Below are 25988 nucleotides of genomic sequence, written 5' to 3'. Positions count from 1 at the left end.
TTGCATGACTGACCACTTTAGTGTGGTAGATAAATGGTATTTTCGACAGTTTTTAGTAGAAAATTTTTCGGAAATGTATGAGTGATCAGTTATATGATCAAAGTGATCCTGCTGTGGAGTATACCGTGCTGGCCTTGTTAATCTGAATAAGGGCGGTAATGCGCCTTAAACATTTGCTCCAGATCTATCGATTCTGTCAGTTCAATATGCTGATCTTTTAATGTTTGCGTGAAGGCTTGATTATATTGTTGTGCGGTTAAGCAATAAGGATTATTACGATCTTCTGCGTGATTGAGTGCTTGTTGGCAAGATTGATTAAATAGATATTGATATTGTTTTAAGGGTTTCAAAGCCTGTCGCTGGTGGCGAGAGGAGCTCAATTGCCAAATTGCGGCCATCGTAAGTAATAAGGTGAAGACAACAAAGAGCCGTCGCTCAATCGTAGAGAGAACGAGTGTTGGTTTCTGCTTATGTTGCTTGAGAAATACCGCCATTCGATCATCCTTAATCTGTGGCAAATGTGATGTATTTATAGCATTCTACCCAGCCAAATTCGCCTACCAAGGTCACGTTTATACTGACTTATGCCAACAAGGTGCAAGGTGGATCAGTCGGATGGTTTGCGAAAAGTGAACAGTAAAGGCTTACGATTTGCACTGAATTAAGTCAATCGAAAGCCTTGTTGTTCATAGCAGTTAACTTGCATTAAACCCCATGAGTTGAATTAAATGCTCTGCCGTTTTAATGGCATGTTGACGATTATCTAATCCCATTTTTTGATACAGATTCCGGATGTGTGTTTTGATGGTCGTCGGCGCAACATCAAATTCTGCGGCGATTTGATCGTTACTTAAACCAGAATAAATCAAACCGAGCACTTGCCATTCACGCTGAGTGAGCGGGCTGGTCCGGATCAGTTCAGGTAAATCAGGTAGCGATAATAGTTTCTCAACAAACTCTTCATCAAAATGTACAGAACGGGCTCGCTCTTTATTTGACATTAACTGCAATAAGTTCTGAGCTCGATGGGTTTCTAGTTCACCGAGTTGTTTATTGCGAATTAATGTTTGTAGAAGCGGAGTAATGGTTTCGCCGTTACATAAGAAGTTACCGATCATGCCGGTGCTGTTAGTGAGAATCAGAGCATTACTGAGATGTTGTAGAGCTTGCTCTGTTTGATTTTGTTTCACGGCGAGCACAGCTTCAAGCACGAGGTTTCTATTTTTATCGGCTTTCAGGTTCAGCTTAGTCGCTTGTGTCTGCATAAATGTCAGTACCTTTTCAGCTCGCTCAAGCTCGTTAATCTGTATTGCCCCACTTGCTATGTTACGCCATTGCAATTGTTGGAAATGGTTAACCGCAGATTTCGGTTCTTCGCAGTCAATCAGCCATTGACGAACGGCTTCATCATCGCCGGTGGCTTGCCAGTAAAGTAAGTTAGAAAAATCAGCATTAGCGCGCCAATCGATGTGATATTGATTGCTGGCTTTGAGTTGATTACAGGTTTCTAAATAGCGCGCCGCTTTATCGAGTTCACCACGAGAAATGGCAATGCGAGCGAGCATGGAATAACAATGCAATGAGCGTGATGCCTTAAATGGTGCGAGCACCTCCAACCCAAGGTGAGCACATTGTTCCGCTTCATCTAAACGGTTCCAACACCATAAGACTTGTGCTTTGATTCGCAGCATGAACTCATGCAACGGCACTTGTTGTAAATGATGTTCTTTACTGAATTGTTCGGCTTTATTTAATAGCTCAAATGCGGCTTGACCGTAGCCTCGAGCCAGTTGAATTTCACCTTGTTGCAAAATAGCCCAAAGCGCTTGGTGATAAACACCATCTTCACGCGCCATGATTTCGGTTTTATGCATGGTTTCAAAGGCTTTATCAAGCTCACCAATCACATGATAAACCTCACCGACAACCGAAGTGGCAACAATACGGCTGCGGAAACTGGATTCTGGCAATTGTTGCAAAGCGAATTCGGCGGTTTCTAATGCCAATGCCGGATTGTTTTGGTTGATGGCCACTTGCGCAGACAAGGCTTTGAATTCGCCAATTTGAGCGACGCTTAATTCAATGTTGTGTTGAGAGAGTTTCTCTTCAGCTTCGATGATCAAATCCAACACTTGATTGTATCTGTGCTGACTTTGAGCCAGCCACGCACGTAATAAACACAATCGAGGAGAAGTAAATAGAATATCTTCAGAGAGAGTATTGATGGCGGTTTCAACTTCTTGTAAATCCCCGCTATTAAACATCTGCCAGCCATATTCCGACAAGATTTCACTGACCAGATGGTGATCATCACTCTTCTGTGCATGAATCAACGCAGTTTCAGGGCGTTTCTGTTTTAGCCATGCTTTGGCTGCGTTGTGGTGCAATTTCGCACGTTGCTCAGGGATTTGCGTATAACGGCGGTGGCGTAAAAAGTCAGCAAATAAATGGTGGAATCGGAACCAGTTATCTTCACCTTCCATCGGATGTAAGAACAAGCCAAATCGGTTTAATGAGTCCAGCATGGCAAGTGCATCATCACGACCCGTTAATTCAGCAATCAATTCGGCGTTGAACATATCCAGCACAGAACATTGCAATAAGAAGGTTTGTAAATCGGTGGTCAGTTGGTCAAAGACTTCTTCCGCCAAGTAGTCCCAAATGTGATCCTGATTATAGTTAGCGATTGAATCTGGTGAAAGCTCCAGCGCGCCAGGAGATTGCTGCGCATGCAGAGCGATCAATTGTAATGCTGAGGCCCAACCTTCAACTTGGTTGCGAAGGGCTTCTAAAATTGGACTAGCGTATTGGCGATCAGCGATGCGTTTGTGGAAGAAGCGTTCCGTTTCCTCTTGGTCAAATGCCAGTAGGTTGTTATCGACTTCAATTAACAAATCACGCACACGTAAATTGGCGGTATTGAGTGGCGGATGAGTGCGACTGGTAATAACCAAGGTAATGTTATCTGGCATGTGTTTCAGGAAGAAGCGCAAACCTTCGTGAATGTCATCGTTATTAATGAGGTGGTAGTCATCGAGAACCAAATATGTCTGTGTCTCATTGAAGCCAAATTCTGCAAAAAGTTCGCTAAATAAGCTGGTTAAATTAGCGAATTGGCGACTCTCGGCCAGTGCTTGTGTATTCGGACAAGTGTTGTTGGTCGCTTTATTAAACGACTGTAGAAAGTAATTGGCAAAACGAAATGTATCGTTGTCATTTTCATCAATGTTATACCAGCCCAAATTGGGATGATTATTCAGCCATTGCGCTGCCATGGTGGTTTTGCCATAGCCAGCAGGCGAGCGGAATAGCACAAGCTTGTAATAAGGAGCATGTGTGAGCGCGTCGAGTAATCTAGAACGCAGAATGGCGTTATGAAGGCGCGCGGGGCGATTGAGTTTAGACGGTATCCACATGGCAGCGATAATTCTCTGATTGTTCGTATTTTCAGCGTTCTATTTAACTTAGGTCAAGATGAATAATAAAGCTGAAAATAGGCGGTAAATTTTTTTGTTATCGAGTTCAAACTTTTGATTATTTTTATCTGATGAACTGCGTATTTGTCTGGCTTTAAAATATCACGTGATAGCCAATTATGTGTGATCTGGCTCAGGTTTATATGGTAAATCCTGTCCTAGATCTCATTTTGTTCGAGTTTTCACTCTACTACGCCCTTTCTCTACTCCTTGTACGCCCTAAAAAGGGAGGATGTGACCCTTCGTTGATGTGGGCAAGATTGGTATTAACAAATTAACAGTCTGTCAACAAAGGTTATGGAGCATTCAATGCAAGGTGTTAATCCAACTCAAGAATTCGATTGCCAAACGGGTTCTGTATTAAAACAAGTGGCAAGCCGTGAAGGAATTGTTGACCATTATATCAGCGCGTGGGGAAAAGAAGCCTACGTGAGTGAGAAAACCATTGAAGAATTACTTCAAGCTCTCGGCTACGATACATCTAATCCTGATTCACTACTCGCACAAGCCGAGCAGCGTCACGCTGTTGATGTGCTCCCGCCCGTGAAAGTTGCACACGTAGGTAAAGAAGTACACGTTGAGTTGCACATCAGTGCCGCAGCACGTGTGAGTGAGTTTTCTTGGCTAGTGGAAACAGAACAAGGCGAACGTTTTGAAGGGTACTTGGAATCTCAAATTGTGGCCGATTACCGTGAAGAAAAAGGCTACTTAGTTTTTTCTCTTTGCAGTTCCCTACCTTTGGGGTACCACCAATTTTCACTGTTCCGCAAACGCCGTAATAAGCCGTTTGAAATGGCGCTCATCATTACACCACAAGCGTGCTTTAAACAGCCTCAACTAGAAAATGAAGAACGTTTATGGGGCCCGAGTATTCAGCTTTACTCTGTTACCTCGGAGTCAAACTGGGGCATCGGTGATTTCTCTGATTTGAAATATTTGGTCGAGAAAATTGCAGAAGGTGGCGGCGATTTTGTTGGCTTAAACCCGATTCATTCATTATTCCCTGCGAATCCAGAAGGAGCGAGCCCGTATAGTCCGTCTTCACGTCGTTGGTTAAACGTGATGTATATCGACGTTGAGGCTGTACCTGAGTTTGCGAAGAGTGAAAAAGCACAAGCGCAAGTTCAGCAAGCTGATTTCCAACAGCGCTTGGCAGACAATCGTCAAAAACAATGGGTCGATTATACGGAAGTCTCCGCATTGAAAATGGCGGTCTTACCAGAATTGTATGCTACGTTTGTTGAGCAAGAATTGGATAAGAACACACCAAGAGCGCAAGCCTTCCAACGTTTTGTAGAAGCGGGTGGTGAAAGTCTCGTACACCAAGCCGCATTTGATGCGTTGCATGGTGATTTGAAAGCGAAAGATGATTCCGTATGGGGCTGGCCTGTGTTTGAGGAAGGCCTACGTCACTTCGATAATTCGGCGGTGCAGAGTTATATCAAGAAAAATCAAGACAAAGTCCAACTGTTTATGTATTTGCAGTGGCTGGCAGATGAGCAACTCACTCAGGTTCAAGCGCTTGCCGTCGAAAAAGGGATGGCGCTAGGGTTATATCGCGATTTAGCCGTTGGTGTGTGTGACTCTGGGGCTGATACTTGGGCTGATCACGGCGCACTTTGTCAAGATGTCAGCATTGGCGCACCACCGGATATCTTTGGTCCGTTAGGTCAAAACTGGGGCTTACCACCACTTAATCCGTATGAATTGACCAAACGCGCTTATCAACCATTTATCGATCTTTTACGTGCCAACATGCGTAACTGTGGCGCATTACGTATCGACCATGTACTTGGGCTTCTACGCCTTTGGTGGATTCCGAAAGGTAAAGGGGCAAAAGATGGGGCGTACATCTACTACCCAGTGGATGATTTGATGGCGATTCTTGCCTTAGAAAGTCACCGTCATCAATGTGCTGTGATTGGTGAAGATCTTGGAACAGTACCCGAAGAGATCGTAGGTAAATTAAATGATGCGGGCGTGCATTCTTATAAAGTCTTCTTCTTTGAAACCGATCAAAGTGGTGAATACATCGCACCAAAAGATTACAAAAAGCAGTCAATGACGGCGTTATGTACGCATGACATGCCAACGTTACGTGGCTTTTGGAATGCTGCTGATTTGACGTTAGGCAAAGAAATCGGACTCTACCCAGATGAAGAGCAATTAAATGTGTTATTTGAAGACAGAAAGTCACGAAGAGAACATATTATTGCAACATTAGCCAAACATAATCAGTTACCAGAACTTGAGAAGAATGAATCGGGTGACGTGATGATTAACCAAGCGTTAAGTGAGGCAATGCAAATTCACATGGCAACAGGTTCAAGTGCACTGTTAAGTTTACAGCTTGAAGATTGGCTGGAAATGGACACTCCGGTCAATATTCCGGGAACAATGGACGAATATCCGAACTGGAGACGAAAATTGTTGTCTACTTTGGAAGAGATGTTTGCAAGAGAAGACATTTTGCAACTTGAAGCCAAATTAACAGCGGCGCGACGTTTATAGTTTTATTTATATCTGAATACAAAGGATATGAATACAGGGGAGCAAAGTCCGGACATACTTTGCTCGCCACAGGAATACATAGCTGAATTCCAACCACAAAATTCATTGTTAGGTCGCATCATAGATGCACTTAATACTTCGGCTAACCATAGCGTTGTATTAATCCTTTACCTATCCGAGCGACTTCCCGGCCAGGAATAGCTCGGTTTTTTTTGTCTAAAATTTATCGCAAAGGGGAAAACTTTATGGATGAAATGCGCCTTGAAGTTGGACATTGCTGTTATGAGACTTGTAAGGGCTGATTTCGGTATTCTACTGGAGTCAGCCCTTTTGATTTAATCTTAATCTGAACGTTATTGTCATAATCAATATATCTATCAATGCTGGTGATCTCGTTTACGCAAAGTTCGGGAGGCCTATTTAATTGAGGTTAATTAGATAAAAAGAAAGGAGCCGCAATGAACGGCTCCTTGATTGATTCAATTATGAAAGGGTTGCTTTCTTATTGAGCTTCAACGTAGTGAATTTCTACACGACGGTTTTGCTCACGACCTTCTGCTGTTGAGTTATCAGCGATTGGGTCTGCTTCACCTTTACCTTCTACAGTGACACGAGAAGAATCAACGCCATTCGCTGTTAGGTAATCCGCTGCTTTTTGAGCACGTTGCTCAGAAAGTTTTTGGTTGTACTCAGCAGAGCCGGTTGAGTCAGTGTAACCTGTTACTGTTACATTTACGTCTTGGCGTTGGTCAAGATAGGTAACAACTGGGTCAAGAGAGCTTTTCGCCTCTGGAGTTAGCTCTGTTGAGTCATGACCAAATGCACCTTTAGATAAAGTTGCTGCTGGTAGTGGCTCTGGAGCTGGCTCTGCTTCCACCATTGGCTCATCTTGAACCATCGCTGCTGTTGTTGCCGCTGCAGCTGCTGTTGCTGCAGCACCTTTATCAGAACTACCGAAGTAGTAGCTTAAGCCAAGTGATACATAGTGAACATCGGTATCACCAACACTTGAACTGCCCACGTCATCAAACCATTGGTATTCTGTACGAACACGCCAATTATGACTAAGTTGATATTCTAAACCAGCACCTAGCATTAATGACCAGTTATTATCGCTTTCAGACTCACCGATAGAAGATTTGTGTTCAATATCATTGTAAGAGGTGCCGGCTTTACCAAATAGGTTCCAAGCACTGCCTAGGTTCCAGTCAGCTTTTAAGCCTAATTCACCGTTTTGAATTTTGCTTTTAACATCTTCAGCTGCGAAATAAGTTTTTGCATTTCCTAAGTAGTTATAACCACCCTCTAGTGATAGCCAGTTATTAAACTGATAACCACCGTAGACACTGCCGCCCCACGCATCATCATCACTGTTATCATCACAGCCTTCTTTAGGGTCACAGAAGCCAGAAAAATAGCTCCAACCAGTTTTGGCACCTAAGTAAAACTCACCCGCATTTTCAGCAGCAGCGTTTACCTGAGGCGACATTAAAAGAGATAGAGAAATGATAGACGCAACAGAAGGGTATAGAGAAATCCGTTTAATATTCATATCGGCACCAACCAAAGTTAATTAATCCGTACAAGGGAGACCTAATGCTTTAACTTGGTAAAGATTAAGTCATGGTTTTGTTAGTTAGTCACTTGAAAACTATAAGTTTATCAGGAGCTAAATACACAATACTGATGTAATGTTAGTTTATCAATCACTATCTGTGAAACTTTTTTAAATATAATTTGTCGAATTGATTTGTTTTTTCTAGTCAATGTAACAAAAATCATGCCAATCTCTATAGTTTGTGTTTTTATGTTAATGTTATTCTCCTTTTTTATTTCAAAACAATATCTTATGTCTAATATATTAATTGTAAATAATATTTGCATGGCTTGTGTGTATGCGTGTTTTGCGCTTTAACAACACTATTTATATTGTTTTTAGTGATTTGATTCTAAAAATGAATTTACGAAAGTGTGATTAAGATCACTTTTGTATTTGAGGTATACGTCCCAAAAAGTGAAATGCACGCTCATTTTGTTAGAGGGGTAAGGAAGGGTAAGATGAGGGATCTGGCGGTGAACAGCGTATCTTTCAATACGCTGCTTTTATAATTTAGTAAAATGCGATTAGTCTTCGTTGGTCGCACTGATCTTATGAATAGATAAATCAGCGCCATTGTATTCTTCTTCTTGGCTTAAACGTAATCCTGTCGCTTTATGGATGATTCCATAGACAACAAACGAACCAGCGACTGCAATGATAATACCCGCTAATGTGCCTAGTAATTGAACAGTAAAACTGACGCCTCCCATACCACCAAGCATGGTTTGACCAAATATACCAGCTGCGATACCGCCCCATGCGCCGCATACGCCGTGTAATGGCCATACACCAAGAACGTCATCGACTTTGGTTTTGTTTTGCATAAAGGTAAATAACCAAACAAACATACCGGCAGCGATAATACCTGTAATGAGAGCGCCAATTGGATGCATCAAGTCAGAGCCGGCACAAATTGCAACTAGACCAGCGAGTGGGCCGTTATGAATAAAGCCAGGGTCATTTTTACCCATGATCATAGCCGCGAGAATTCCTCCAGCCATCGCCATTAATGAGTTGATGGCAACAAGGCCACTAATGCCATTGATGGTTTGTGCAGACATGACATTAAAGCCAAACCAACCGACCGATAAAATCCATGCACCAAGTGCTAAGAATGGAATGTTAGAAGGGGCGAAGTTTGTGTGTTTACCCGCTCGCACTCGGCCATGACGCATACCTAAAAAGACCACAGCAATAAGCGCAATCCAGCCACCTACAGCATGAACGACTACGGAACCGGCAAAATCGTGGAAACCGGCACCGAATGTGGTTTCAAACCATGACTGTAAGCCAAAGTTACCATTCCAGATCATGCCTTCAAATAAAGGATAGATAAAACCAACGATAAAGAAGGTGGCAATTAAAATAGGATAAAAGCGAGCTCGTTCTGCAATACCACCAGAAACAATGGCTGGAATCGCTGCTGCAAAGGTTAGTAAGAAGAAAAATTTAACGAGTTCATAGCCATTGCCTGCCGATAAGGTTGGAGCATCAGCAAAGAAGGTATGGCCGTATGCCACCCAGTAGCCAAAGAAAAAGTAAGCAATAGTCGAAACGCCAAAATCGGATAGAATTTTAACCAGTGCGTTAACTTGGTTTTTATGCCTTACGGTACCCACTTCAAGAAAAGCGAAACCGGCATGCATGAGGAAAACCATGATCGCGCCCAAGAGCAAAAATAAGGTATCGGAACTTTGGGTTAATGCTTTTACTGCGCCATATACTTGAGTGGTGGACTCGTCCATTCAATATCTCTCCTAATAATCAAAATTGCGTGCACTATTTTTAAGCGCCATAACATCTAAGGCACCGTTTTGATGCATTTTGCCATTAAAAAGCAATTAGTGTGCCAGCTTCAATTAAGAAGGTGTTGGTTATTAATACGATAAAAAGTAGGGGGTTACGATATGGTGTTGAGAGACCAATAAGAAATGATGCACCATATTAATGCGTAATGATTATATATGGTGCACCGCGAGTGTTGCCAAAGTGTTAATTTGGTGCATGGTTAATCTCAGCTGAGATTAACTATTTTTCTGAAACTTCAGCCTCAGTCGGTTTGACATCCGTTTCTTTCAATACCGGCTTGGATTCGTGCTTTGGTAGATCACCTTGTTGCAGTTTGGCATTTTTCAGTGTTCGATGTAGTAGCTGAGTATAAATAGGCTGGCCACCGAGTAACTGCGCGACAATGGTTGCGCCGAGTGTGGTAATAATGAGAGGCAAAATTAGGTGATAGTTATTGGTCATTTCGATAACTAAGAGTATGCCGGTGATAGGGGCTCGTACCGTAGCGGCAAACAACGCGCCCATTCCTGCAATAGCAAACATGCCAGGTTCAATATTTAAACTAGGATCAATATTCAGTGCTAACTGACCATAAAATGTACCAAATAATGTCCCTAACGCGAGCATTGGAGCGAAGATACCGCCAGGTGCCCCTGAGCCGAAACAAATCAAAGTAGTGGCTACTCGTGCAAGGAATAAAATTAGCAGCAAGCTTACACTGTAATCGCCATTAGTTGCGCCGGGGATTAATTCAATACCGCCACCCGTCAACTCTGGTAAGTACAATAGGAGTAAACCGAAACAGCCACCAATGACGGTGCCAGTAATTAGATAACGTTTCTTCTCATTGCGGTGAATTCGCACAAACATATCTTGCGAAAATGTTACAAGGCGATTAAAGATAACGCCGAAAAAGCCAAAAATTAGACCTAATACTAAGAACAGCCACAATGTATTTAAATCTGGTGCTGTGTATTGCGGCATGGTGATCACCGCATCCTGTCCTTTTAAAGAACGGAAAACAATGGTCGCAATGACAGATGAAATGATAACGGCTTTTATTGACAATAGGTTGTAGCGAAAGTGAGGTCGCATTTCTTCAACCACAAACATAATGCCAGCCAGCGGAGCATTAAATGCCGCAGCCAAGCCACCAGCCGCACCACAAGCCAGTAAAGAGTGTCGTCCATCCTGATCTTTTAAACGAAAAATATCTGACACCATTCGCCCAACATTACCACCCATTTGAACCGTTGGACCTTCGCGACCCAGTACCATGCCCGAACCGAGTGCGCCTAAGCCGCCGAAAAATTTCACAGGTAAAACACGCCACCATCGCACAGGACGAATATCATCCATTGCACCTTCAATTTCAGGAATACCGGAACCAGCCGCCTCTGGAGCAAATCGATTCACGAGGTAATAACCAATAAAAGCTAAGCCTGCACTGACGAGAATAGCGGCAAGCCACAATGGCAACATGGAATTTAATTCTTGCTTTAGCCATTCAGTGCGAGATTCAGAAACCCAATGCACACCGATTTCAAAAAATGTCCCGATCAATCCGGCAATTAAACCCACAATGCTTGAAAGCACTAAAATGGAGACCGGAGTTTTATCGCGAGATAAAATGACGCCCACAAATCGCTTTGATTTGTAATGAGAAATAGAATGTCGGAGTGATTTTGAGTTGGCCATTTAAAATTGATTTCCACCTTGTGAATAACGTTGTGAAGGAATGAGCTCACTGTATGAAACTTGTTACATATAGACGAGATACGGCCTTGTCTTAAAGCTAAAATGCAACATGAATCACATTATAAGATGCTAGTGAATTATTACATCAAATTGTTACGAAAAGTTATTTTATTTCTATCATGAATATTTGTGTCAACATGACAAACTTGAGCTTTCACTTTTTTGTGCCATGCTTGTAACTAGCAGGAAGTGATATATTTTCTAAGGAGGAAAGCCTTTCTGCTGACGTAATCAAGATGTTCTAGATGTAGAGCAACGTCTGGTAGCTTTAGCTTCTAGTCGATAGCGTAGCGACATAGTGGAATATCAATTACGGATTAGCAAAAGACAATTTGGAAGTGACAAAGTATATAGATTGAAATCCTCGATTATGGTCAAAACAGAAAACACACGTTTGACCCGCATACTCACGATTGAGTCTCGAGGGAAAAAGCGCACTGCAACTGGTGCGCTTTTTTGTGTTTGCGGTATTTGCGATTGGGCTTTTCTAACCGCTAAGATTCATGTCGAAACCTTTATCAGCATTGATTATAATAATCGGCCTTTTTTATTCATCTTTGTTTTAAAGATGGGCGATGGTAGAAATCAAAGGTTCAAGGAGACAGCAATGCCGCAACAAGTGCCGACCAATATTATCACCGGTTTTTTAGGAACAGGTAAAACTACTGCGATTTTACATTTACTAAAAAACAAACCTGAAAATGAGAATTGGGCGGTTTTAGTCAATGAATTTGGCGAAATAGGCATTGATGGTGCGATGATGTCCGACCAAGGTGCGATGATCAAAGAAATCCCAGGCGGTTGTATGTGTTGTACTGCTGGTGTGCCTATGTCGGTTGGCATCAATGCGCTGCTGCGAACGCAACCGGATAGACTGATTATTGAACCAACAGGGCTTGGTCACCCAAAAGAAGTGACAGCAAAATTGTTGTCCGAACAGTTTGCACCTTATGTTGATTTAAAAGCCACTATCGCTTTACTGGATCCAAAATACTTATCCATCGATAAATACCGCGATAACCAGAATTTCAACGATCAACTTGAATCCGCGCAAATCCTTGTAGCCAATAAAATGGATAACGCCACTGAGCAAGATATCGCAGAGCTAGCTATTTGGTTTGAAACTTTTAAGCAAACACATCCCATCGAATCGGCTAAGTTACAATTGCTGACTGCCATTCATGGAGAACTACCACAAACGATATTAGATATTGAACGAACTGACATTACACAAGAAACGACTACATCACATCACCACCATCATAATCATGCTGATTTTGAGCCGCAGTTTGCGCTTAAACCGGGTGAGGCGTTTACCCGTAAAGAAAATAAAGGGCAGGGCTATTTTAGTTGCGGTTGGATCTTTGGTGCTGAAGTAAATTTTAATTTTGACCAGTTATTTTCGATGTTATCCGCCATTACTGCAGAGCGTGTAAAAGGCGTAATGAATACCGATCAAGGCTGCTATGCGTTTAATGTGTCGAATGGCGTGGTTAGCGTAAATAAAATGAGTTTGGATGGATTTGAATCACGGCTTGAAGTGATCGACAGCCAACTAATGCCGTGGCAACAGCTCGAAGATGTTTTGCTTTCTTTAATGGTCGATTAATTTTTTAAATAGCAGCGCATAATTGTGAACGATTGAATGTGATCGATAAAAAAGAAAAAGGCGGAAGGGAAATCTGCCGCCAATCAATCACACTGATTAAAACCTCTGTTCGCAAGAAATAATCTGTCGCTAATGTTTATTCGGTTAATATTAACGTTTGTTACGTAAATAACGTTTGCGACGTTCTTCTTTTTTCTTCGCTTTTTCTTCGGCTTTACGCTCGGCTTCTTCTTCCACTTCAATTAATTCTTGCGTGATCATTTCTGGCAACTCTAAAGTCACTTTACCTAAGGTGCCGCTACGAAGTTCATGCAGTAGAATTTCTGAAGCTTTATGTAAATCAATGCGGCCGCCGGCACGTAACGCGCCACGTTTACGGCCAATTTCTTCCATTAATTCGATTTCAGTTTCCGGTAATTCGTCGATGTTATAGCGTTCTTTTAGTAACTCAGGGTACTGCGCCGCTAAGTATTCAACCGTGTAAAACGCCACTTCATCGTATTCCATTGCGGTGTCTTTCACTGCGCCTGTTGCAGCTAAACGGAAACCACTGTGTGGATTTTCCACTTTTGGCCATAAGATTCCCGGAGTATCAGACAGCACAATACCGTTTTGTAGATTAATACGCTGCTGACGGCGAGTTACGGCAGGTTGGTTACCGGTTTGAGCAATCGTACGTCCGGCAAGGGTATTAATAATGGTTGATTTACCCACGTTTGGAATACCCATGATCATGGTGCGAATATCTTTACCGATATCGGTACGGTGCGGAGCAAGTTTACGACATAATTCCATTATTTTATGCACTTCTTGCGGGTTTTCTGTGGTGATCGCCATCGCTTTCACCCCTTGTTCTTTTTCAAAGTGCTCAATCCAAAGCTCCGTCAATTCTGGATCAGATAAATCACGTTTATTCAGTACTTTAATACAAGGTTTATCACCGCGAAGCTTAGAAATCAGCGGGTTTTCACTCGAAAATGGAATACGAGCATCCAATACTTCAATGATGACATCAATTTTAGGGATCACTTCCTCGATCTCTTTACGAGCTTTGTGCATGTGACCGGGGAACCATTGGATTGCGTTGTTAACCATTTGAATATATTGCCTTATTTTCTAATTAGTTCGCATGTAGTTGTCTATTGATTGAAAAATATAGAGTAGAAATAAACCGGTTTGCTCAATATAAAACCCAATCACAGACCACAGCGCTGTTATTGCCGCTCACTTTACCATTTTATTGACTGAGCGGGAATGCAAACGCCTAAATGTCATTTCATCAGCATGTTAGATAATTCAGTTTGTACGAAGGTTAGGCAATAAATACGTAATATCTGGCTACCGCGTTTTAGGGGGTTTTAGACACAATAGATGAACTTAATAAAGAAGCTCCGAGCGCAATACTGCTCGTTTTCAATGGTATATCAGAAAGTAAGCTGGTTGTTTTATCAAGCCTTAGAGCATTCATAGATATTAGGAGATAGTGTGATGAGTGAAGTGACTAAAACGCGTAATACTGGTAATGATGAAAATACAATGAATACGGGGCGTAGAGATATGATGAAAGTCGCTGGAGCTGGTTTAGTCGCGCTAGGTATTGGCAGCTTAACGTCAAGCCAAGCGATGGCGAAAGAAGAGCTAGAATTAACCAGTGAGTGGGATAAAACTTTTGCTAAAAGGGATGAAGTAACGCATAAAAAAGTCAGCTTTCCAAACCGCTATGGCATTACTTTAGTAGCAGATTTATATCAACCTAAATCAGCGTCAGGCAAACTTCCTGCCATTGTATTGAGTGGTCCTTTTGGCGCAGTAAAAGAGCAATCTTCTGGTCTTTATGCGCAAACTATGGCAGAACGAGGCTTTGTTACTCTTGCGTTTGATCCATCTTACACTGGTGAAAGTGGTGGCGAGCCAAGAAACATTGCTTCACCAGATATTAACACCGAAGACTTTAGTGCCGCTGTCGGTTTCCTAGGGTTACAGTCAAATGTCGACAGTGAAAAGATCGTGGCAACGGGGCGCTGCGATTGTTTTATTGCTGTTGTTAATCGGATTCATTGTGTGGGTGGTGAGAAAGTACTTCCAAACTCATCCAGTGCCATTGTCAGTTACGTTTTGGCAGGCAATTCGACGAGGTGACGTCAAAGCTGCACGCTTGTTGTTGTACACCAAATTGCTGCGTGAAAAACACCGCTATGCCTTCCAGCAAACACAAGATTTGGCCGACGTAGGACTTAATATTGCGCAATCAGATGGCAGCAAAACCTTTAAGCAAAGTTGGAAGCGCATTAAAGCGGAGAAAACATAAACATCGGTATTTAAGCTCTTAAAGCTTGCAGAGAAGATTAAAAATATTTCTGGTTAATGCCATATAGAAAAAGACCTTAGTATTAATGAACTAAGGTCTTTCTTTTATGAAACTATCTTGACTTTGACTTACAACTTAGCGCGAATCATATCTTCTAGCTTACCTTGGTCAACGGCAAATGCGCGGATGCCTTCAGCCAGCTTTTCTACCGCCATCGGATCTTGGTTGTGCTCCCATAAGAATTCAGCGTGCTTCATTTTTTCTGGCTTAGGCTGAATATCTTGAGTTGGCGTTAGTTTTTGCTCAACGTTGCCTTGTGCGTCTTCGAGTTCTTGAAGAAGCTGCGGGCTGATGGTTAAGCGATCGCAACCTGCTAGCTCAAGAATTTCGCCAGTGTTACGGAAGCTGGCACCCATTACAACCGTGTCGTAGCCGTGCTGTTTGTAATAGTTGTAGATGCTGGTGACTGATTTCACACCTGGATCTTCATCTGCGGCAAAATCACGACCTTCTTTGGCTTTATACCAATCCATAATGCGGCCAACGAATGGCGAGATGAGATATACGCCAGCTTCTGCACACGCACGAGCCTGTGCAAATGAGAATAGAAGTGTCAGGTTACAGTTGATGCCTTCTTTTTCTAAGATTTCAGCGGCGCGAATGCCTTCCCAAGTTGACGCCAGTTTAATCAAAATGCGGTCATTACTGATGCCAGCATCATTGTACATTTTGATCAATTGGCGAGCTTTGTTCACACTGCCTTCGGTATCATAAGAAAGACGAGCATCGACTTCGGTTGAAATACGTCCTGGAATGACTTTTAAGATTTCTTTACCAATGGTCACCGCAAGCATATCGCAAGTATCTTGCACTTGTTGATCGGTATTTTGGCTTTGTGATTTAGCATAGGCAATGGATTGTTCAATCAAATCGGCGTACGCAGGAATTTGCGCTGCTTTTAAAATTAATGATGGGTTAGTGGTGGCGTCTTGGGGTTGGTATTTGGCAATCGCATCAATGTCGCCGGTATCAGCAACAACAGTAGTCAATGCGCGAAGTTGTTCTAATTTACTACTCATGTATAACCCTATCTAATAATAAAAATAATATGGATTGAAAATCGGAATCAAGCGGCAGATTAGTGTATTGCTAGGCTTTGTTTCACAAGGCTTGATTTGGTATTCATATTGGAAATATATGCGAGCTAAGTCAAATTGTGCTGCGTAAAAGGATGCTTAGATCTCACTTTTTCTTTGCTGATCGTTTGCGCAAACGTTACAAATTTTCATGCGTTTCCAGTGGATATTTGAAGTCACTTCCTAATTGACCGAAGAAGCGGTTGAACCACTTAAAATTGTATTACTTTCAAGTTGACCCCCTGAATTCAAAAGGAAGCAATATGAAAGTCAAGACACTCGCTTTATTCATGGCATCATCGCTGGCATTAGTTGCCCATAATACAGTACAAGCACAACAGCCCGTTGTGGCCGGTTACTTTGCCGATTGGCAATATAAAAATAAAGACCACCCCTTTACCGTAAAAGATATTCCTGCGGATAAACTCACCCATGTTATTTATGCATTTTTGAGTATGTGCGGACCACACACCGGCGCTGGTGAAACCGTGATGCAACAAATTCAGCAACAATGTGAGGGTAAAGAGCCGTTTACTGCCGTCATCGTGGATAAAAAAGCAGCGCTTGAAGTCGATTTTGGTAAAACGGCTGTCGATGTTGACTACAAAGGGCATTTTGCACAATTAGCGCAATTAAAATTGGAACATCCCAACCTCACTATTTTGCCATCATTTGGTGGCTGGACGATGTCTGAACCATTTCATGAGATGGCGAAAGATAAAAAAACGATGGATCATTTTGCAAAAACGGCAGTTGAACTTATTGCTCAATATGATTTCTTTGGTGGAATTGACTTAGATTGGGAGTATCCAGGTGGCGGTGGTTTAACGACTTCTCCTTGGAATGAGGCCACTAAGTTAAGTGATGAACAAAAAGCATCCGAAAAAGAAGCCTACACCTATTTAGTGAAGGCGATTCGCACTCAATTGGATGCTTTGACATCAAAAACCAACAAACAATATGAATTATCGACGGCTGTTGGTGTTGGTCCTAAAGCAGCCCAGATTGATTGGAAATCCGCTGCGCCTTATCTAACCAATATGTTTGGGATGACTTATGATTTTCTTGGTGGCTGGGGAAAACAAACAGGGCATTTAACCAATTTGCATGCAACGGATCGAAGTTGGTGGGGTATGGGAGCGGATGTCTTTTTAGAGCAGATGATTGAGCTAGGTATTCCTGCCAATAAATTGGTGATGGGTGCGGCATTTTATGGCCGTGGTTGGGAAGGAACACAAAATTTCGATGGCAAATTACCTACTGCCGATTTGACGTCGGAAAAAGGTGCGACTTTCGGTACCAGTGAGCCGGGCTATTTCATGTATTGGGATCTGATGCAAAACTACGGTACTAAGCAAGGCTATCAACAGGGATATGATAGAGAATCACAAGCGCCATTCTTATGGAACCCTGAGAAAAAAACCTTCATCTCTTATGATGATCCACGTTCTATTAAAGCAAAAGCTGAATGGGCCAAACAAAAAGGCTTAGCGGGTATTTTTGCTTGGGAATTAACTGGGGATACAAAGGATAATGAGCTGGTGGAAGCTATGTACCAAGGGATGCAAAAATAGGTCTCATTAAATCAAAAATGCGCGATATCTATTCGCGCATTTTGTGTTTCATTATTTAATTACCGCTGAGGTTATTTATTCAATCGCATCAATTGCACTCGGTTCTTGTTGGCGCTGAATATAATCACGTTGCAACATGTACATACGGATGGCGTTGCGATATTGACCGTTCATAAAGAATTCTTCAATCAATAAACCTTCGCGTTTAAAACCAAAACTTTCGTACAGATAAACCGCTTTCTCATTTTCATCTGATACTTGAAGATACAGTTTGTTAATGTTCAAAATTTTAAATGCGTAGTTTACCGCACGATCGATAATTTCACGTGCGTATCCGCGGCCTTGGAAGTGTGGGGCGATGATGATCTGAAATTCAGCCGTACGGTGGATGTAGTTAATTTCTACTAACTCGACCAGTCCAACATGCTCACGATCAGTGTTCTCGGCAATAAAGCGGCGCTCATTCAAATCATGGATATGCTTAATGTATAGGCTTTCCAATTCCATAAATGATTCGTAAGGTTCTTCAAACCAGTAGGACATAACGGTGCGGTTATTGTTGAGGCTATGAATAAAACGAAGGTCGTCTTTTTCTAATGCTCTAATACGGATATTGTCGCTCATAACAGTCTCTTAATGCATAAATTACAACGAGTTGAGTATAGAGGAAACGATGGACCATTAAGAATGAAATAATTCGTCGATAACGATAAAAAATACTGCTCAATGTGTGACAGTGTCACTCTTGGGGGCTTTTTACAGTGTAAATTTTTTGATAAAAAAACACCCACTCAAGAAGGCCGGAGTGGGTGATTTTGTTTCTATTGCTTTGCCAGCATTTTATAGAAGAAGGTTGTGCCGTCTAATTCACCACTGGCACTGAGAGCAAAATCAGGGATGTAGCCAGCTTCGGTATAGTTCATTCTTTTGTAGAGGTCGGTAGCAATATCACCAACGCGAGTGTCTAAAGTTAAAAGATGTCGACCAGCGACTTGTGCTTCTTCTTCTAAATGTTGCAATAACGCCTTGCTGATACTTTTACCACGATGACGGGTGTGAACCATCAGCTTTTCAACCTCAGCGCGATGCTGAGCGTTCGCTTTTGTAGATAAACTTAGCTGTACACAGCCCACAAGCTGATTATTTTCAAAGGCGGCAAGTAAAAGACGAGCAGAGGGTCTGGCGTTAAGTTCAATCCCGACTTGCTGCCAATATTGTTTAGCGGTATCTGAATCGACTGGCGGTAAAAAACCAACTGATGCGCCGCTCGCTACACAGTCTTGTAAAAGAGCGATCAGCGCATCCATGTGTGGTTCTACATCCGTTAGTACTCTAGTTTGAAGCGAGTGAGTTTGCATAGTTATTTCCTTATAACACTGATCGCCGATTCACTGTTTTTTTAGCCATAGGGCTCATTGTTGAATGATCAATTTGTTTATTGAGCACTTAATTTATTGAGCATTAGGTTTATTGAAAACCCAGTTTAGCGAGCCCTGAGTGAATATTTTTACCTAATGCCGTGTGCTTCCGTCAACTAAGATTTCGGTCTATTTTCAATTTGCTTCAACATGTCATCTAATCGATTGAAAATGAGCTCACCTGCTATGCCAAGCCCGTTGTGTTCGTATTCATTGGTCATCCATGCCTTGCTATTCGGAATGTTGGCAAGTGTTTGACGAGAATAATCAAACTCGACATACATATCGTCGACATAGGTTGCGCACGCAAGAGGCACCGTATTACGACTTAATACATCGGTATCATATAGCGGAGTCCAATCGGCTTTATGGGCAAGTTTTTCGGCCATTTCTTTTAATGGTTTTAAACATTGCATCTGGTCAAACATCCACGGATAAACCATTTCACCGGTAAATAAAAATGGCTGACCAGGTTGGTAGTTAAACTCAGGGTAATGCTCGCGTACACGATGAGCCGACCAAGCCGACGCTGTATTACCTTGTTCATTTTGAGCAAAAGGTTGGCAATAAATAGCTTCGTGTAGAAATGCGTATATGGGATTAGTTTGATAAGCCTGTTCAGCCAACATTGTATTTAAGAAAGCATAACTTAACGTTGGCTGGCCATTTACTTCGATAAAGGCATTTTCCAACAGGTAATACATGGTTAAAGCAGCATCACCGCGTCCGAGATTAATACCAATCATTTGAAATTGTTCTACCGTGAACGCTTGCCCGTTAGGTAAGTTGACTGGGTTTTCAAGCAAGTAATCGGCAATACGCTGGCATAGTGTTTGAGCTTGTGGAAATTGATTAAAGAGCGCTTGATTCTTTTGTTTTACTCGTTGATATGTCGCGTGATAAACCTCATCGGCATGCGCATTAAGTGGTGGTATGCCACCGGTGACATAGCATCTAAGTAAGCTTTCAGGAAATAAGGATAAGTAAGTTAAAGTACAAAAACCGCCAAAACTTTGTCCTAAAGTTGCCCATTGTTCGATATCCAATTTTTGGCGAATGAATTCTGCGTCTTTCACAATACTGTCAGCACGAAAATGCTGTGCATATTGATATTGTGCTTCTGGTGCCATGCTCGCCAACGTTTGGTGAGTGAGTGGTGAGCTTAACCCTGTGCCGCGTTGATCGAGCAATAATACTCGGTATTGATTCAGTGCCGCTTTTAACCATCCAGAACGTGCATCAGGGCGAGGTGATGGAAAGCCTGGGCCGCCTTGAAAGTACACCAACCAAGGTAAGTCTTTATCTTGATTCTCTAATTTAATCACCTCGCGTGCATAGACTGAAATTGATTCGCCAGAGGGATGGCTATGGTCGAGCGGGACGGTAAATAGGTGTGGCTGATAAAGGAGTTCATGATCGATAAATGCAGCGAGTGAAGGATGAGTTGGCGTCACAGAAATCTCCTTGAGCGACAGTAATTGAGAGGTATATAAACATGTATGGGTATATTTCAAAGCAACAAAATCTAACAATATAATTAAAACTCAATACCGACTTGTAAAGCAAATATTGCCAACGACTTAGCTATTTGTTTCTTTTTCAGGTTATGATTCCCAAAGTCTTCAGTTTACAGGGTAAGTAGTATGTCTTCTCTTCGATTATTGTTCTCTACATCGACCAATCCATTATTTAATCTTGCGGTGGAAGATACGATCTTTCGCTCAATGAGTGCGGAACAAAAAGTACTGTTCTTGTGGTGTAATGATAATACTGTGGTGATTGGTCGAGCTCAAAACCCATGGAAAGAATGTAATACCCAACGAATGGAAAAAGATGGGATTACTTTGGCTCGTCGTCAAAGTGGTGGTGGCGCGGTATTCCATGATTTAGGCAACAGTAACTTTACCTTCATGGCGGGTAAGCCTGGTTATGATAAGTCGGTTTCTACTCAAATTGTATTAGATGCACTGCAGAAGTTAGGCATTAATGGTAAAGCGACAGGGCGTAATGATCTGGTGGTAGAAACAGAAGAGGGTGAACGTAAGTTTTCTGGTTCGGCCTACCGTGAAACGATGGATCGTGGGTTCCACCATGGCACGATTTTATTGAATGCGGATATGAGCAGACTTGCGGATTACTTAAACCCCGATCCAAAGAAGTTACAAGCCAAGGGAATTACATCGGTACGCTCGCGTGTCATTAACCTAAATGAACTTGATGCGACATTAAACCATGAGCGTTTGTGTGAGGCGATCAAGCAATCTTTCTTTGAATATTATGGCGAAGAATCTGAGCCTGAGTACATATCAGAAGAGGCATTACCCGATCTTCCTAATTTTGAAACTACTTACGCTAAACAACGCGATTGGCATTGGAACTTTGGTAACACACCTGAATTCAGTCACCAAATGGATGAGCGATTTGTATGGGGCGGGGTAGAGCTGCACTTTAATGTGAAAAAAGGGCATATTGAAGAAGTGCAAATTTTTACTGATAGCTTAGATCCTGCACCACTAGAAGCACTACAGCTAGCATTAGTCGGGCAGGTTTATAGTAATGATGGCGTTCATGCGGCGCTGGAAATCGTACAAAATCAGTTTCCACAGAATCAGCAAGAGCTTGAACAAGTGAAAAACTGGTTACAATTGCAGTTAGCGTGATGCAAAAAACACTTTAGTTATCAATAACAAAGTCTTTAAAGTTTGATTGGTAAATCAAAACGACATTTATTTTCAATAATATTGATGAAAGTGGTGTACATATTCCATTAACCATGTAGTATGTACATCGCTCTGTTGATAAGAGTGATTAATGCAACAATTGAGTAAAAGTAGAATCCGCAACATCCGTTTGTTTTAGATTTTCCCTTCGCTTCATCAAACATTAAATCGTTCAACACAGCACTCGCCATATCGGCGCTATTTAAATGAACTGCATTTATTGCACAAAAATAAGGGACAGATTATGTCTAAAGCAACTGGTATCGTTAAATGGTTTAACGAAGAAAAAGGTTTCGGTTTCATCACTCAAGACAATGGCGAAGCTGACGTGTTTGTACACTTCCGTGCTATCGCGACTGAAGGTTTCAAAACTCTGAAAGAAGGCCAAAAGGTTTCTTTTGAAGTTGAGCAAGGCCAAAAAGGTCTTCAAGCTGCGAACGTTGTTCCTGCTTAATTTTTGATTTCTTAGATACTTTATCTAAGTAACCGAATTGTAAACGCTGGCTTATTAGAGTCAGCGTTTTTTTATCTGCAAAGCACCCTTAATCCCTGATATATAAAACCTTTCTGTATATACCCTTATTCATATTCTTCTTGAATTATTAACCGCTATTTAATTATGGTTAATGTGTGTAATCGAATCTTTATCACAGAATCGCCTGTAAACATTCGCTAATTTAAAGCTTGCTGAAAATGCACTCGAATTGACTTTCTAATGAGTGTGATGGGAATAAGGCGCACAGGAGTTGGGCGCACGTGGTAATTAAAGGAAAATAATATGTCTCGTTCAAATGGCAGAAAACGTTTTTGGTTTCAACACAAACGTGGCCAAGACCAAGTCAAAAAATAATCAATCTCAAATTGATACCCGCCTTTTAGGCAAATAAGCACATCCGATTTGATGTGCTTTTTTAATGCCTGTTTATGAGGGCGTGTTTATTTTTTTCTGAAAAATGTATATGAAAGATAAACGCGACCTAAAAATATGATCGAAATTGCTCACTAAACGTATCAAGTATTACGTTAATAAAAGAGTGATACGTCATGAAGTGGACATACCTTCGACTGGTTTTATTCATTATTCCTATAGCAATTGTTTTGCCTTCTTGGCCTGTTTGGGCGAAAGAGGATCATTTTAAACTGGTCGGGGAAGCCAGAATGACCCACTTATTCTGGGATATTTACGATGCCAAGTTATATACCAAAACTGGGACTTTCCAGAGATATCAACCTCCAATTAAATTTTCACTTACGTATTTACGCAACATCAAAGCGAAAGATATTGTTTCTGCAACCAATCAACAGTGGGAACATCTAGGGCAAAACGGCTTGATTGGCAAATATGATCAACAGCTTTTATCTATGTGGCCAGATATAAATCAAGGCGATAGCTTAACTTTATTAGTGAATGACAAAGGGATCTCAAAATTTTATTACAACCAGAAAAAGGTGGGTGAAATTCAGGACTCAAACTTTAGTGAACAGTTTCTCGCTATTTGGCTATCGCCTAATACATCTGAACCCGATTTGAGAGCGCAATTAATCAAACGGAGTGAGTAGGGGGAAAGTATGAGAATTAAGTTATTAAATGTATTGCATTATAAGATCGTGACCATAGTTGGTTTATGTTTTGTACTCGCTAGTTGTAGTGCGCCAGATGTGGATTTTTACCAGTCGAGTCAGCCGCAATTTAATTTTAAATCCTTTTTTAATGGCAATTTAAAAGCCTATGGTGTGGTGCAAGATTATAAAGGCCAATTGACGAGAAAACTCGTCGTCAACATGGAAGCTACGTGGAAAGACAATATTGGCACTATTGAAGAAGACTTCATTTACGATGATGATGAAAGACAAAAGCGAACCTGGACGATTACCTTAGATGATGAAGGCAAGATTGAAGGGCAAGCATCGGATGTTATTGGTGTAGCAAAAGGTCGTAGTGCTGGAAGTGTATTTCATTGGCAATATTACGTTGAGCTACCATACAAAGGTGACACATTGGAAACCCATTTTGATGATTGGATGTATTTAGTCACCGATAATCGTTTAATTAACCGAACCAGTATAACTAAGTACGGCATTGAAGTTGCCCAAGTGACACTCGTGATTGAGAAAGAATAATGTTGTTATTTTGTTAAATCCTGCTGAGTAAGTCTCAATTTTTGGTTTAATTTTAGCCAAGTGGTCAGATCTCTTTCATAATTGACATATATACCCAAGTGACCTCTAGATGCTGAAACTCGCATCTTGAGGTTACTTGGGTATACATCAATAATAACAAGGGAATGATATGTCAGTTGCAACTATGACGGGGTTACAGGCGCTACAGGCTATGTTTGATGGCAAAATACCGCCGGCTTCAATTACACAGACCATGCCATTGAAAGGCATTTCGGTTGAATACGGTAAGGTCGTTTTTGAGGCAATGGCTGATGAAAGGCATCTCAATCCGCTAGGGGGCGTGCATGGCGGGTTTTTAGCCACCATACTCGATTCAGCCACCGCTTGTGCCGTTCATTCTGCGCTGGACGCGGGAATTGATTACACTACGATTGATCTTAATGTGAAAATGCTGAAACCAGTCCCACAAAATAAGCCTCTGATTGCCGAAGGAAAATTGATTAATTTAAGCAAGTCACTTGGTATTGCTGAAGGTTCGTTAAAAGATTCTGATGGCAAGATTTATGGTCATGCGACAGCAACTTGTATGATCATTCGATAGACAATATTGTCTGATATGAAATGCAGTGGTTCGCCGCTGCATTTTTGTTTCTTGTAAGAAAAATAGGGAAATATGGGCTTTATAGCGAATTAATGATTGAAGTTCTGTTTTTGTAAGGATAAGTTAACAGCAAGGAAGAGAAATTTAACAAGTTTTAACTGAGGTGTGTTTTTTGTAAGACACAATACTCAGCTTAGAATGCACATAAGATAAGGATAATGTCGTTATGCAACAAGTTGATGATGTAAGAATTAAGCAAGTCAAAGAACTTTTACCCCCAGTCGCAGTTTTAGAGAAGTTTCCAGCGACAGAAGAGTCTACTAATACGACATTTGAGTCCCGCCAAAGCATTCATAATATTCTTGAAAGTAAAGATGACCGCTTATTAGTGGTGATCGGCCCTTGCTCCATTCATGATACTGAAGCCGCGCTTGAATACGGTAAACGCTTAAAAGTATTGCGTGATGAGCTCAAAGATAACCTTGAAGTGGTCATGCGTGTTTATTTTGAAAAACCACGTACCACCGTGGGCTGGAAAGGTTTGATCAACGACCCGTACTTAAATGACAGCTACCAAATTAATGATGGCTTACGCATGGGGCGTAAACTGCTGCTTGATCTAACTGATTCAGGCATGCCGACCGCCAGTGAATTTTTGGATATGATCACACCTCAGTATGTTGGTGATTTGATCAGTTGGGGCGCTATCGGTGCGCGTACCACTGAGTCACAAGTTCACCGTGAATTAGCCTCGGGCCTATCTTGCCCAGTTGGTTTTAAAAACGGTACTGACGGTAATATTAAGATTGCGACCGACGCTTGTAGTTCTGCGGGGGCTTCTCACCATTTCTTATCGGTGACTAAATTTGGTCATTCTGCGATTGTTGAAACCGCGGGTAACCCTGATTGCCATATTATTTTACGCGGCGGAAAAGAGCCAAACTACAGTGCCAAACATGTTGCTGCAGTAAAAGCTGAATTAGCTGGTAATGGTTTACGTCAAAAAGTGATGATTGATTTCAGCCATGCAAACAGTTCGAAACAATTCCAACGCCAAATGGTTGTCGCTGAAGATGTAGCAGGCCAAATTGCAGCTGGTGAAGATGCGATTTTCGGTGTCATGATTGAAAGCCACCTAAACGAAGGCCGTCAAGATCTTGTTGATGGTAAAGCGGCAAATTATGGTCAAAGTATCACTGATGCATGCATTGGTTGGGAAGATACAGAAACCGTATTGCGCCAACTTGCGGATGCGGTTGCTGCACGACGTGCCGCTAAGTAAATAAATTAAAACTTATTGAGTGAACAACGCCACTTAACCTTAGCTGCTTGAAAGCTAAAGATTAAGTGGCGTTTTTGTTGAAATCG

21 protein-coding genes and 1 pseudogene are annotated in these 25988 nt (G+C 41.7%); 11 read left to right on the top strand and 11 right to left on the bottom strand.

The genetic code is table 11. The features are described from left to right. Nucleotides 1–137 precede the first annotated feature (137 nt). Nucleotides 138–494: a nucleotidyl transferase family protein gene (locus Vgang_RS14790; RefSeq protein WP_105901602.1), complete on the bottom strand. Its 357-nt coding sequence runs from the start codon at nt 492–494 to the stop codon at nt 138–140. Nucleotides 495–695: 201 nt separating this feature from the next. Continuing rightward, nucleotides 696–3416: an HTH-type transcriptional regulator MalT gene (gene malT, locus Vgang_RS14785; RefSeq protein ID WP_105901601.1), complete on the bottom strand. Its 2721-nt coding sequence runs from the start codon at nt 3414–3416 to the stop codon at nt 696–698. A gap of 369 nt (nt 3417–3785) precedes the next feature. On the opposite strand from malT, the gene malQ reads away from it, so the two are divergent. After that, nucleotides 3786–5987 (top strand): 4-alpha-glucanotransferase, encoded by a 2202-nt coding sequence (gene malQ, locus Vgang_RS14780; protein WP_105901600.1) that lies wholly within the window; start codon nt 3786–3788, stop codon nt 5985–5987. Nucleotides 5988–6267: 280 nt separating this feature from the next. On the opposite strand, the pseudogene Vgang_RS17130 reads toward malQ, so the two are convergent. The 4 genes and pseudogenes from Vgang_RS17130 to clcA form a co-directional block, all read right to left on the bottom strand. Further along, a pseudogene (locus Vgang_RS17130) lies at nt 6268–6372 on the bottom strand (IS3 family transposase); the annotation flags it as partial. Between the two features lie 117 nt (nt 6373–6489). After that, the gene (locus tag Vgang_RS14770; RefSeq protein WP_105901599.1) at nt 6490–7539 is read right to left on the bottom strand and encodes an OmpA family protein; all 1050 of its coding nucleotides are present in this window, start codon (nt 7537–7539) and stop codon (nt 6490–6492) included. A 572-nt stretch (nt 7540–8111) separates the two neighbouring features. After that, a complete protein-coding gene (locus Vgang_RS14765; protein ID WP_105901598.1) occupies nt 8112–9332 on the bottom strand; it encodes an ammonium transporter in 1221 nt (406 codons plus the stop codon). A 283-nt stretch (nt 9333–9615) separates the two neighbouring features. Next, complete coding sequence (gene clcA, locus Vgang_RS14760; RefSeq protein ID WP_245879879.1) at nt 9616–11073, bottom strand: H(+)/Cl(-) exchange transporter ClcA; 1458 nt, start codon at nt 11071–11073, stop codon at nt 9616–9618. A gap of 667 nt (nt 11074–11740) precedes the next feature. Here clcA and Vgang_RS14755 point away from each other — a divergent pair. Then, nucleotides 11741–12742 (top strand): CobW family GTP-binding protein, encoded by a 1002-nt coding sequence (locus Vgang_RS14755; protein ID WP_105901597.1) that lies wholly within the window; start codon nt 11741–11743, stop codon nt 12740–12742. 150 nt (nt 12743–12892) lie between these two features. On the opposite strand, the gene ylqF is transcribed toward Vgang_RS14755, so the two are convergent. Continuing rightward, nucleotides 12893–13837: a ribosome biogenesis GTPase YlqF gene (ylqF, locus tag Vgang_RS14750; protein ID WP_105901596.1), complete on the bottom strand. Its 945-nt coding sequence runs from the start codon at nt 13835–13837 to the stop codon at nt 12893–12895. Nucleotides 13838–14230: 393 nt separating this feature from the next. On the opposite strand from ylqF, the gene Vgang_RS14745 reads away from it, so the two are divergent. Both Vgang_RS14745 and Vgang_RS14740 read left to right on the top strand, forming a co-directional pair. Then, nucleotides 14231–14881 carry an alpha/beta hydrolase gene (locus Vgang_RS14745; protein ID WP_108745527.1) on the top strand — a complete coding sequence of 217 codons (651 nt, stop codon included), beginning with the start codon at nt 14231–14233 and terminating at the stop codon, nt 14879–14881. Nucleotides 14882–14897: 16 nt separating this feature from the next. After that, nucleotides 14898–15050 carry a hypothetical protein gene (locus Vgang_RS14740; RefSeq protein WP_170066821.1) on the top strand — a complete coding sequence of 51 codons (153 nt, stop codon included), beginning with the start codon at nt 14898–14900 and terminating at the stop codon, nt 15048–15050. A 128-nt stretch (nt 15051–15178) separates the two neighbouring features. Here the strand turns inward: Vgang_RS14740 and tal are convergent, their stop codons facing one another. Further along, nucleotides 15179–16129 (bottom strand): transaldolase, encoded by a 951-nt coding sequence (gene tal / locus Vgang_RS14735; RefSeq protein WP_105901595.1) that lies wholly within the window; start codon nt 16127–16129, stop codon nt 15179–15181. Nucleotides 16130–16449: 320 nt separating this feature from the next. Between tal and Vgang_RS14730 the strand changes: the two genes are divergently transcribed. Next, the gene (locus Vgang_RS14730; RefSeq protein WP_105901594.1) at nt 16450–17760 is read left to right on the top strand and encodes a glycoside hydrolase family 18 protein; all 1311 of its coding nucleotides are present in this window, start codon (nt 16450–16452) and stop codon (nt 17758–17760) included. 75 nt (nt 17761–17835) lie between these two features. On the opposite strand, the gene speG is transcribed toward Vgang_RS14730, so the two are convergent. From speG to Vgang_RS14715, 3 genes are all read right to left on the bottom strand, one after another. Further along, the gene (speG, locus tag Vgang_RS14725) at nt 17836–18384 is read right to left on the bottom strand and encodes a spermidine N1-acetyltransferase (RefSeq protein WP_105901593.1); all 549 of its coding nucleotides are present in this window, start codon (nt 18382–18384) and stop codon (nt 17836–17838) included. A 197-nt stretch (nt 18385–18581) separates the two neighbouring features. Beyond that, on the bottom strand, nt 18582–19118 hold the full coding sequence (locus tag Vgang_RS14720; RefSeq protein ID WP_105901592.1) for a GNAT family N-acetyltransferase: 537 nt from the start codon (nt 19116–19118) through the stop codon (nt 18582–18584). A 176-nt stretch (nt 19119–19294) separates the two neighbouring features. Beyond that, nucleotides 19295–20632 (bottom strand): alpha/beta fold hydrolase, encoded by a 1338-nt coding sequence (locus tag Vgang_RS14715; protein WP_105901591.1) that lies wholly within the window; start codon nt 20630–20632, stop codon nt 19295–19297. Nucleotides 20633–20821: 189 nt separating this feature from the next. Between Vgang_RS14715 and Vgang_RS14710 the strand changes: the two genes are divergently transcribed. From Vgang_RS14710 to aroG, 6 genes are all read left to right on the top strand, one after another. Further along, the gene (locus Vgang_RS14710; RefSeq protein WP_105901590.1) at nt 20822–21838 is read left to right on the top strand and encodes a lipoate--protein ligase; all 1017 of its coding nucleotides are present in this window, start codon (nt 20822–20824) and stop codon (nt 21836–21838) included. A gap of 304 nt (nt 21839–22142) precedes the next feature. Continuing rightward, nucleotides 22143–22352 carry a transcription antiterminator/RNA stability regulator CspE gene (gene cspE / locus Vgang_RS14705; protein WP_105901589.1) on the top strand — a complete coding sequence of 70 codons (210 nt, stop codon included), beginning with the start codon at nt 22143–22145 and terminating at the stop codon, nt 22350–22352. Between the two features lie 590 nt (nt 22353–22942). Further along, complete coding sequence (locus Vgang_RS14700) at nt 22943–23458, top strand: chalcone isomerase family protein (protein WP_105901588.1); 516 nt, start codon at nt 22943–22945, stop codon at nt 23456–23458. Between the two features lie 9 nt (nt 23459–23467). Further along, nucleotides 23468–24019, top strand: a complete 552-nt coding sequence (locus Vgang_RS14695; RefSeq protein WP_105901587.1) for a DUF3833 domain-containing protein — start codon at nt 23468–23470, stop codon at nt 24017–24019. A 169-nt stretch (nt 24020–24188) separates the two neighbouring features. Continuing rightward, entirely contained in the window at nt 24189–24620 is a 432-nt protein-coding gene (locus Vgang_RS14690; RefSeq protein ID WP_105901586.1) for a PaaI family thioesterase, read from the top strand. A 226-nt stretch (nt 24621–24846) separates the two neighbouring features. After that, complete coding sequence (aroG, locus tag Vgang_RS14685) at nt 24847–25902, top strand: 3-deoxy-7-phosphoheptulonate synthase AroG (RefSeq protein ID WP_105901585.1); 1056 nt, start codon at nt 24847–24849, stop codon at nt 25900–25902. Nucleotides 25903–25988 lie beyond the last annotated feature (86 nt).

The organism is Vibrio gangliei (genome assembly GCF_026001925.1).
GTDB classification, from domain to species: Bacteria; Pseudomonadota; Gammaproteobacteria; order Enterobacterales; family Vibrionaceae; genus Vibrio; species Vibrio gangliei.
This window is presented reverse-complemented; position numbering and strand designations above follow the sequence as displayed.